This window comes from Shewanella sp. SM87 (assembly GCF_025653705.1).
In the GTDB taxonomy this organism is placed as follows: domain Bacteria; phylum Pseudomonadota; class Gammaproteobacteria; order Enterobacterales; family Shewanellaceae; genus Shewanella; species Shewanella oncorhynchi.
Genome location: NZ_JAKKSC010000061.1, coordinates 1 through 9344, shown reverse-complemented (window position 1 = coordinate 9344; position 9344 = coordinate 1). Strand labels below are relative to the sequence as shown.

The window sequence follows — 9344 nt, the reverse complement described above, 5'->3', positions numbered from 1 at the left end:
GGAGTAAGCCCTTTGCGTTCAACCTGAAGTTGCGTTACCCACTTACTGACCGTTGATTTACCTACGTTCATGGCTTTGGCAGCCGCTTCTTGTGTATAGCCTTGGTCAATGACTAATTGGGCAGTTTCGAGTTTAATCGCTGCGCTATATCGAGCACGTTTACTTTTATTCATTTTGTCACCTAAATTCGCTATGAATGAGATCATAACATTTCTTATTAGGTGGCCAAATTCACTATGCCACTACAAAAAGCAGTTGAGTGCTTTCTTGGTGGCTGTGAACGGGATGGCCGTGCTGGTATTCAGTGGCTAAGCGTTCGAGTTTCCAAATCCGAAATAGATGTTTCAGTTTACGAAACTGCTGATTTGGGTGATGAATCATTCCTTGATATTTATGAGTTTGGTCCACTAGATCCAGATCTAGAGGATGCGAATGAGGTCAAATCATACACTTCATTTGGCCAAGCGATAGAGTTTATTGAGCAACGATTCGCAGGATCATCTGAAAGGTTATTGAACGAGTTTATGATTCAAGATGAATATGCCGACTATATTTCGAGGGGCCGGAAGTAGAAATGCCTAACAATCGCAGGCACAGCGACGGCCTTTTCGTTGCGGCTCCGCCTTCACTACAAAGCCGCGCGTGCTGCGGGCGTTAGCCCATAGAGATTTTCATCCGAAAATGACGAGTTAGAGTTAATAACCTAACTCATTTTTGTCCCAAAGTGTGTTGCGTATATCTTTTAAATCTACAGGTTAGGCTAATGCCAAAAAGTGAGTCATGGTGATTAGCGAGACGACCGTCCGCCCCATGGGCGGACTGGCTGCAAGTTGACGAGTCAATACGATGGCAAACCTGTGTGAGTGGATATCAACAGCCTACCGTTCTATTTTTTCGAATGTTTAGGCCGTGATTTCGCGTTATTCTTTTGTAAACTTCCTTGTTATTCTGCCTCAATCAGCAAAGCGTTTGCGTCTTGTGTTAGCCGTATGATTTTGGCGTTTCACGCATCGCTTTGCTCAACCGATAGGAGAGCAGCAATGAAAGTATTAAGTCAGTTTTCCGCCAAAGCCGCGATGGATGGCGATGGGGTCAATATTCGCCGTGTCGCCGATTTTGTGACGACTAAATTTGATCCTTTCTTGATGATCGACGAAATAAAATCCGATGATGAACAAGACTTTATCGGTGGCTTCCCCGCACATCCCCATCGCGGGATGGAGACGTTCACTTATATTCGTAAGGGCGGTTTTGAGCATCGCGACCAAATGGGCAATGTGAAGGCGATTCGTGCCGGCGATGTGCAGTGGATGAGCACCGGGTTCGGAGTAGTACACTCTGAAATGCCGCTGGCAGATGCTATCGATGGTCTGCATGGATTCCAAATTTGGGTCAACATGCCCGCCAAAGACAAGTTGCGTCCAGCTAAGTATCAAGATACTGCGGGTAGCGCGAGCGTTGAGACGACCAATAACACTGGCGCTAGCTTAAAAGCTTTAGCGGGTGGTTGGGGCTTTAAAGATCAACCGCTTATTAGTGCGGCTATTCAAGGATTAGCGGGCGAAGCAGCCATTGCTGATTTAAGTCTATCGCCAAATGCTGAGGCCACGCTTGATTTGTCTCAACATGAGTTTGTCGCCTTGTACTTGTACCAAGGTGACTTAAGTAAAGGTGAAGACTCACAGTGGTCATATCATCAGGGCGAGTTTTTAGTGCTCGATAGCCAAAGTGTGCTTAAGCTTAAAGCCAATGAGCGCGGCGCTGGGATGTTACTATTTGCGGGTAAACCTATCCGTGAAAAAATCGTCCAGATGGGTCCCTTTGTGATGAACACCCAAGCGGAAATTCAGCAGGCGATTCGCGATTATCAAGAAGGGCGTTTCGGCCAGATCGCGTAATTTGTTAAATCTGCCGCGCTGAGCTAATTCTAAACCCAAACCTAAATCTAAGTTTAAGCCCTGTATTCCTACAGGGCTTTTTTATTGCTGTTCACGCCTACTATGTCTATTGCTTAAGGACTTGAGGCAAAAGCCGCGCTTTGTTGCTACAATAGCCGTGCTTTTGGGTTGAGCGAGCCTAGCGCTTAAATCTAAACTCAAGCTAGCCCAAAGCTAACCTGAATCTTGATAGACCAGTTTAATCGATAAGTAACGCAATTTCAGTAACCTAGCAGCCGCTTCGTTACCCACCACAGGATATTCACCTTGAGCAACTCTGATACTAAGCCTAATCCATCAATGGCTTTTTCGACTCTTAAGCTAAAACCCGAACTGCTTGAGAACCTTTCTTCTATGGGCTACAACGAGATGACGCCAATTCAGGCGCAAAGTTTGCCACCCATTTTAGCGGGGCAGGATGTGATAGGTCAGGGTAAAACTGGCTCGGGTAAAACGGCCGCCTTCGGCTTAGGATTACTGAACAAGTTAGACGTTAAACGCTTTCGCATTCAAACCTTAGTGTTATGCCCAACCCGTGAGTTGGCCGACCAAGTGGCGCAGGAAATCCGTACTCTTGCCCGTGGTATTCATAACGTTAAAGTACTGACACTTTGTGGCGGTGTGCCTATGGGGCCACAGGTTGGCTCGCTGGAACACGGTGCACACATTATTGTGGGTACGCCGGGTCGTATCGTCGATCACTTAGATCGCAACCGTCTAGATTTAAGCAATCTCAACATGTTAGTGCTCGATGAAGCCGATCGCATGTTAGAAATGGGCTTCCAACCCGCTCTCGATGCGATTATCGAACAAGCGCCACGTGAGCGTCAGACGCTGCTATTTAGCGCGACGTTCCCTGAGCAAATTCAATCGATTGCTAAGCAAATCATGTATGACCCAAGCATGGTTAAAGTTGAAGGTAATCACGACAGCTTAAGCATAGCTCAACATTTTTATCACTTAGACGATGACAAGGCGCGTATGCAAGCGCTGCAATTATTGTTGTTAGAACATAAGCCTGAAAGTGCAGTGGTGTTTTGTAACACTAAACGCGAAACCCAAAAAGTGGCCGATGAGCTTGAAGGTTTAGGCTTTAGCGTATTGGCTTTGCACGGCGATTTAGAGCAAAGAGACAGGGACGAAACCCTGCTGCAATTTGCTAATAAGAGTGCCTGTGTATTAGTGGCGACCGACGTTGCTGCCCGTGGTTTAGATATCGATGCACTGGATGCCGTGTTTAACTATCACCTCGCCTATGACACCGAAGTGCACATTCACCGCATCGGTCGTACTGGCCGTGCGGGCAGTAAAGGCGCCGCTTATACCTTCTATAACGACCAAGACGGTTACAAAATTGCCTTGTTAGAAGAGTATTTAGAGCGCGAAATTACCAGTGAATCACTGCCATCTGAAAGCCTGCTCGGCAACACGCCTGCAGCGCCAACCATGATCACTTTGCAGATCGATGGTGGTAAGAAGGAAAAGCTGCGTCCAGGGGATATCTTAGGCGCGCTGACAGGCGAAAACGGTATCGAAGGCTCACAGGTGGGTAAAATCCAAGTGACAGATTACCGCGCCTATGTGGCCGTTAATCGTAAGGTTGCCAAGAAAGCACTGAACAAAATTACTGGCGGCCGGATCAAAGGAAAATCTTACCGCGCTTGGCCAATGAAGTAAGTTTGGCCTAGCTTGAGTTGAATCGTACCTCGATTTAATTCGCTCTATTTTTAAAGGGAATAAACTCAGGTTTATTCCCTTTTTTTGTTCGGTTTTATAGCGGTAGTCATTACACCTTTGTGTCTACTTCACCGCGAATCTTATTGGGCGATTAAGTAACACTTTGTATTTGTCTGCTTAATTGATATGCCCCTCAGCTTGCCTGTGTTAGAAGTGATTCTGAGTAAAAAATAAATGAGCGGATTAACGGCTTTGTCAGGTGATAAGGCTGCATCGGTTTGGAGTATTTATGTTTCGATGGACTATTTTACTAAGCATCTTTTTGAGCGCAGCGAGCGCCGCATCAATTCTGCCAGAGCCGCAACCGTTACAGCACTTCATCTACATTAACCATCGTGAGGCTAACGGAGAAAACATTCGTGCCGACAAGGCGCTGCGCGATCCCCGTTTTGGCGGTGCGCAGATTGTTTATACTTGGCGCAGTTTAGAGCCTAAGCAGGGCGAATATGATTTCAGCGCGATTAGGGCCGATATTGCATATCTCGATTCGATAGGCAAAAAATTGTGGATCCAGCTGCAAGAGAAATCCTTTACGCCCAGAGTCAATGTGCCGCGTTATTTGCTCGATGATCCTATTTATCAAGGCGGTGTGTTGAAGCAAAGCATGTTGAGTGCACCAGAGCGTGATCCCAATAAACCGGTGACGGATGATGAGTATGGCTGGTCAGCCAAAATGTGGGAGCCCTCAGTGCGTGCACGTTATCAACAATTGGTGCGTCAGCTTGGCCAAGAGTTTGATGGGAAAATTGCGGGCATTAACTTTAGTGAAAGCTCAATTGATGTGGGGACTGAAAACGCCGATGGAACGACCACCTTCCCCAGTGATTTTAATCCTAAAGCCTATATCGATGCGATTGGCGAGAATATGCAGGTATTAGCTGAGTCATTTCAGCATTCAACCGCTATGGTGTATTTGAACTTTTTGCCAGACGAATGGCTGCCATGGAATGACAAAGGCTATATGCGAGGCTTATTTGCGCAAGCCAAATCGCTCAACATGGGTGTGGGTGGCCCAGATTTGATGCCTTACCGTAAAAGTCATATGGCACAAAGTTATGCCTTTATTAAAGATTACCCAGCGACACTGGTGAAAGGTATGGCGGTGCAAGACGGTAATTTGCGGCAGATTAATCCTAAAACGGGTAAAAAGAATACTGTGCCTGAGCTGCTGGATTTTGCGCAAAATTACCTAGGCTTAGACTACATTTTTTGGGTTGAAGATGAACCTTATTTTACGGATGAAGTCCTGCAGCAGTTGCCAGATACAAAGGCGAATTAACTTAGGTTGCCGTTTTAGGCTGTTTTTAAGGCAGTGATTGTTCAAGCCGATTATTGTTCAAAGCGTAGATAACGAGCTAAGCATCGATCAAGACAAACTAAGACAAACAAAAACGCCCAATTCCATGCGGAGTTGGGCGTTTCTGTTTAGGACTTAATACGGCTAAATCGCTAAGCAAGTTCGCTTAGCTTTTGCATTAATCCTGTGAGTGTCTTGGACGACTCGCACCATTATTTGGGCGACGGGTGTTTTTCTTTGGACCATTGGCGTAAGGATTCTCACCCGCTTGGCCACGATTTTCGCCAGCGCCTGAACGGCTTTCAGTTGGACGACTAGCGCCTGCGCTATTGGCTCGGCCATCGTTTGAACGTGGTGGACGAGGTTTGGCATCACTGCGGGGGGCGCTACTGGCTTCACCGCTGTGTCTTGGATTCTTGTCGTTTGGCTTGTGACCGCGCGCGACGTCACCGCTGCGTTGACCGTCTTTATGCTCGGCGCTTCTTGGAGCTCCATCGCGTGAGCTAGGTTGGTTTGAGCTGCGGGTATTTCTACGACTTGGTACTGATTTACCGCTACTTTTCCCACCGCCACCTAAACGTGATTCTGGCAATTCATGGTTAAAGCCTTCAACCATTTCTCGGTCTAATACGCGATTGATTAAACGCTCGATATCGTTCAGCAGTTTGATTTCTTCGTTACTTACCAGTGACACGGCTTGACCCGATGCGCCAGCGCGGCCAGTACGGCCGATACGATGTACATAATCTTCTGGCACGTTCGGTAAGTCGAAGTTAACCACTTGTGGTAATTGGTCTATGTCTAAACCGCGGGCGGCGATATCGGTCGCAACCAGTACGCGAGCTTGACCATTTTTAAAGTCGGCTAAGGCTTTAGTACGGGCGGTTTGGCTCTTGTTACCGTGGATAGCGGCGGCTTTGATACCTGCCTCTTCAACGCTTTTCGCCAGACGGTTAGCACCATGTTTAGTGCGCGAGAATACCAACACTTGTTGCCAATCGTTTTGCTTGATGAGTTGGATCAAGAGTGCCGATTTTTGGCTCTTATCAACTGGGCAAACCCATTGTTTTACTGTGGTCGCTGCCGCGTTACGTGGCGTGACCGAAATTTCGACTGGATCATTGACTAGGCCTTTTGCCAGCTCACGAATTTCATCGGAGAAGGTGGCTGAGAACATCAGGTTTTGACGTTGCTTAGGTAAAATGGCCAAAATTTTACGGATATCGCGGATAAAGCCCATGTCGAGCATGCGATCGGCTTCATCTAACACTAAGATCTCAAGCTGGCTGAATTTCACCGCTTTTTGATTATATAGATCCATCAATCGACCCGGTGTGGCGACTAATACGTCGACACCGTGGCGCAATTTTGCGATTTGTGGATTGATAGGCACGCCACCAAATATTACCGCCGAGCGCAGTGGTAAATTCTTACCATAGGTTTCAACACTTTCTGCAACCTGAGCTGCCAATTCGCGTGTCGGAGTTAACACTAATGCGCGCACTTGGCCTGCTTGGGCACGGTTACCTTTACTCAGGAGTTCGAGCATAGGTAGGGTGAAACCTGCTGTTTTACCTGTTCCTGTTTGGGCGGCCGCCATCACATCTTTGCCTTGAAGCACAGCGGGAATTGCTTGAGCTTGGATTGGCGAAGGTGTGTCGTAGCCTTGCTCGGCAACGGCTTTAAGTATCGGGGCCGATAAGCCCAGGGAGGTAAAACTCATAGATTGGTCTCTTGTGGCAACACTGTGCTGCATTTATGGTCAATAGCCAGGTCTGCTGGCGGGCGTGCAGCTTACAGGATCAGGGCTTTAAGTGCCATCTAATAAAGGTTTTTGGGCTGGGTTTCATTCATATTGGCACATAAATCGCTTGTCGGCGGCTTTCACTCGGCCTCGCTTATCTTTTAGGCGCAAGTTTAGATGGCAGAGTTTGAGGTTATGGAAGTTAATTGATTTCAAGGAATAAGATGACTATTAGGCTTATTTCATAATATCAATTGAAGTCATAGGCATTTTTTATCTAGAGTTAGAATGAGTTAGCGGTAGATCACGCTACAATAATGAGAGTGGTATAAACTAAAGTCGATTGGAGTAGAATTAATCAATGACGCAATTGGTTTAGCTATCTGTTCAGTTCGTGATTGATGTTATTCGCTGAATTTTTAACAATGAACCGAGCGAAAGAATTATTGAGTGTTTTCACGGTCACGTTTAACTGAGTCATTCATGTTTAACTTAGTCATTTAGATGGAGTGGCTTAAGAGCAGTTCTCTGCATGCTTGCGATTTATCTCACGTTTATTTTAGGATGAGGCATTGTGGGAACGGTTAAACGCCTCTCATTTATAGGTGGATTATGACAGCGATACAGCATATTGAACGCCTTGCACGAGGACGCAGTGAACAAGCCGTCGCTGTGATTAAAAATGTGCAGCAGATGTCAAATATCCCCATGCATGAGATGCAACTCGCGCTTAAACAATTGCTCAACTGTGGCCGAATTGCGCTGCATTTTCATCCAGATAGAATTGATAGCCGTGGTATGACGGTTGCCGAAGGTTTACTGCGCGATGGTCAATACCGCAGCCAGTTTGAGACCCATATTTCCAATGGTCAGTTGTCACCTGAGTTAGGTGGCCCACGGGATCATTGGGAAAATCAGCTTTTTGGGGATGTATACAAGGGCACTAAATCTCGGCCTAAATACGGCGCACTCGATCTGGGGATGTGGCAGGACGGTCCCGCCCCACGTTTTGGAAGCTGTTATTTTTTGACTCATACGAGTGCGATGGCGCGCTCAACCTTTAGTTATCTTGACTCGTATCGTAATCCGAAAGAGAAAGGCACGCTGTCATGTTTCGATGATATTTTAGCGGCGCTGCTGACTGAGAGTTTTGAGCGTCACTATGCCTTAGGCAAAACCGATTTTAAGCCGCTGAATGTGATCCATTACTTGGGGCATCAGCTCAATGCTTCCTTGCTGTCACGTTTCGAGCGGCCGCTATCGAATAATCTTGACCATTATATAGAGGCGCAGATCCATGGTGATGTTTCCCTCGATGAAGATATCGCCATGCTGGTGGCGGACCCCAGTTTTAAGGGGACTGATATTGGCGCAAGCTTAAGTAAAATTTGCGATAAATATGATATTGAGCTGCAATATCATGGTGGCTTTAGCCTGCATACGGCGCAGATCCCCAGTGATTTCCGTGGGCCAACTATGCCATCGCTGGCTAATCGGATTGCCATAGAAGACAGAGTCGATGCCTATGCCATAGGCGTGGCGGCGCGGGATTTATACCATTCGCCCCAGCATTGGCGTGACCGCGGTAATCGTGCGCAAGTCGCCCATGAACTTAAGTTGCTCTGGCATGTGCTAGTGAAATACGGTGGAGTGCAATAAGCGCGAACTCTTTAAAAATGCTTAATTGTAAACGTAAGCATTAACAACAAAATGAGTTTAGATCGTAAATAAAACAGCGAGATAACCTCAGGTTAACTCGCTGTTTTTATATAGATATTTTATCGTTAAGGTCGCCTAGCAACCAGTGTCGACTTTTTTATAAGTGGGAACGCCCGTTGTCTCCCATTTATAGTCGATATAGCAATTTGTCGCTTCGACTTGCGCTTCTGTGGGCGTGGCAAGGTTCAGTTTTTGCTTTGGTGTGGCGATAACTTCATAGGTGCCGTTGGTGGTGTAAATTCGATAGGACCACTCATTCACATTTAGCCCTGCCGCTTTAAAAATTTCTGGCGGAGTCGTGTAAGCCGTACTTGGCGTTATACCGCTGGTACTGGCAGCCCAAGGCTGATAGTTTTCACCACGGATTTCGTCGTAAACGACTCTATTCGTGGTGCCACTATTAGCAATTTCCGACTTTGATTTGAATAAAGTGACGGCGGATTTCATCGAAGCCAGTGCACCTGAGAGCTGACTCTTATAGGCATCTGATTGTAAATTAATGAATTTAGGTGCAGCTACTACGGCTAATACGCCAAGAATAATAATAACCACAACGAGTTCAATCAGGGTGAAACCAGCATTTTTATTTGGCATAGATAGATAGATAGAGGACATTTAATACAAAGAGCTTCATGCTACCTAAGTTTTTAAAATCAGGCTAGTACTAGGGTCTGTTGATCTTTCGAGAGTAATTTTTAGACAGCATGGCAAGACGTTATAATTTGCTTCGCCAAAAGTAACCATAACCTCAAGCCATGCCAAGACTTATGCTAACCGATGCACGCTGGGAAAAGCTATTTCATTTAATGAAAAGCACAGGCCGTGTTTATGACAAACCTGAACATAGACAAACATTCGAAGGTATTCTTTACCGCCTTAGAACAGGTATCCCTTGGCGAGATTTACCTAA

9 protein-coding genes are annotated in these 9344 nt (G+C 46.4%); 6 read left to right on the top strand and 3 right to left on the bottom strand.

The annotated features are described in order from the left end of the window. Nucleotides 1-173, bottom strand: a 173-nt coding sequence (locus tag L5M11_RS23335) for a transposase (protein WP_263192006.1), incomplete at its 3' end; no start/stop codon positions are given. Between the two features lie 63 nt (nt 174-236). On the opposite strand from L5M11_RS23335, the gene L5M11_RS23330 reads away from it, so the two are divergent. From L5M11_RS23330 to L5M11_RS23315, 4 genes are all read left to right on the top strand, one after another. After that, entirely contained in the window at nt 237-572 is a 336-nt protein-coding gene (locus tag L5M11_RS23330; protein WP_263193402.1) for a hypothetical protein, read from the top strand. 468 nt (nt 573-1040) lie between these two features. After that, entirely contained in the window at nt 1041-1898 is an 858-nt protein-coding gene (locus tag L5M11_RS23325) for a pirin family protein (protein WP_263193401.1), read from the top strand. Nucleotides 1899-2237: 339 nt separating this feature from the next. After that, a complete protein-coding gene (dbpA, locus tag L5M11_RS23320; protein WP_263193404.1) occupies nt 2238-3614 on the top strand; it encodes an ATP-dependent RNA helicase DbpA in 1377 nt (458 codons plus the stop codon). A gap of 289 nt (nt 3615-3903) precedes the next feature. After that, nucleotides 3904-4953, top strand: a complete 1050-nt coding sequence (locus L5M11_RS23315) for a hypothetical protein (protein WP_263193399.1) — start codon at nt 3904-3906, stop codon at nt 4951-4953. 196 nt (nt 4954-5149) lie between these two features. Here L5M11_RS23315 and L5M11_RS23310 read toward each other — a convergent pair whose 3' ends face one another. Next, a complete protein-coding gene (locus tag L5M11_RS23310) occupies nt 5150-6694 on the bottom strand; it encodes a DEAD/DEAH box helicase (RefSeq protein WP_263193398.1) in 1545 nt (514 codons plus the stop codon). 633 nt (nt 6695-7327) lie between these two features. On the opposite strand from L5M11_RS23310, the gene L5M11_RS23305 reads away from it, so the two are divergent. Beyond that, on the top strand, nt 7328-8374 hold the full coding sequence (locus tag L5M11_RS23305; protein ID WP_212600442.1) for a DUF3626 domain-containing protein: 1047 nt from the start codon (nt 7328-7330) through the stop codon (nt 8372-8374). 135 nt (nt 8375-8509) lie between these two features. Here the strand turns inward: L5M11_RS23305 and L5M11_RS23300 are convergent, their stop codons facing one another. Beyond that, nucleotides 8510-9028: a type II secretion system protein gene (locus L5M11_RS23300; RefSeq protein WP_105251541.1), complete on the bottom strand. Its 519-nt coding sequence runs from the start codon at nt 9026-9028 to the stop codon at nt 8510-8512. 161 nt (nt 9029-9189) lie between these two features. Between L5M11_RS23300 and L5M11_RS23295 the strand changes: the two genes are divergently transcribed. Beyond that, nucleotides 9190-9344: transposase (locus tag L5M11_RS23295; protein WP_263193323.1), on the top strand; the 155-nt coding region annotated here is incomplete at its 3' end.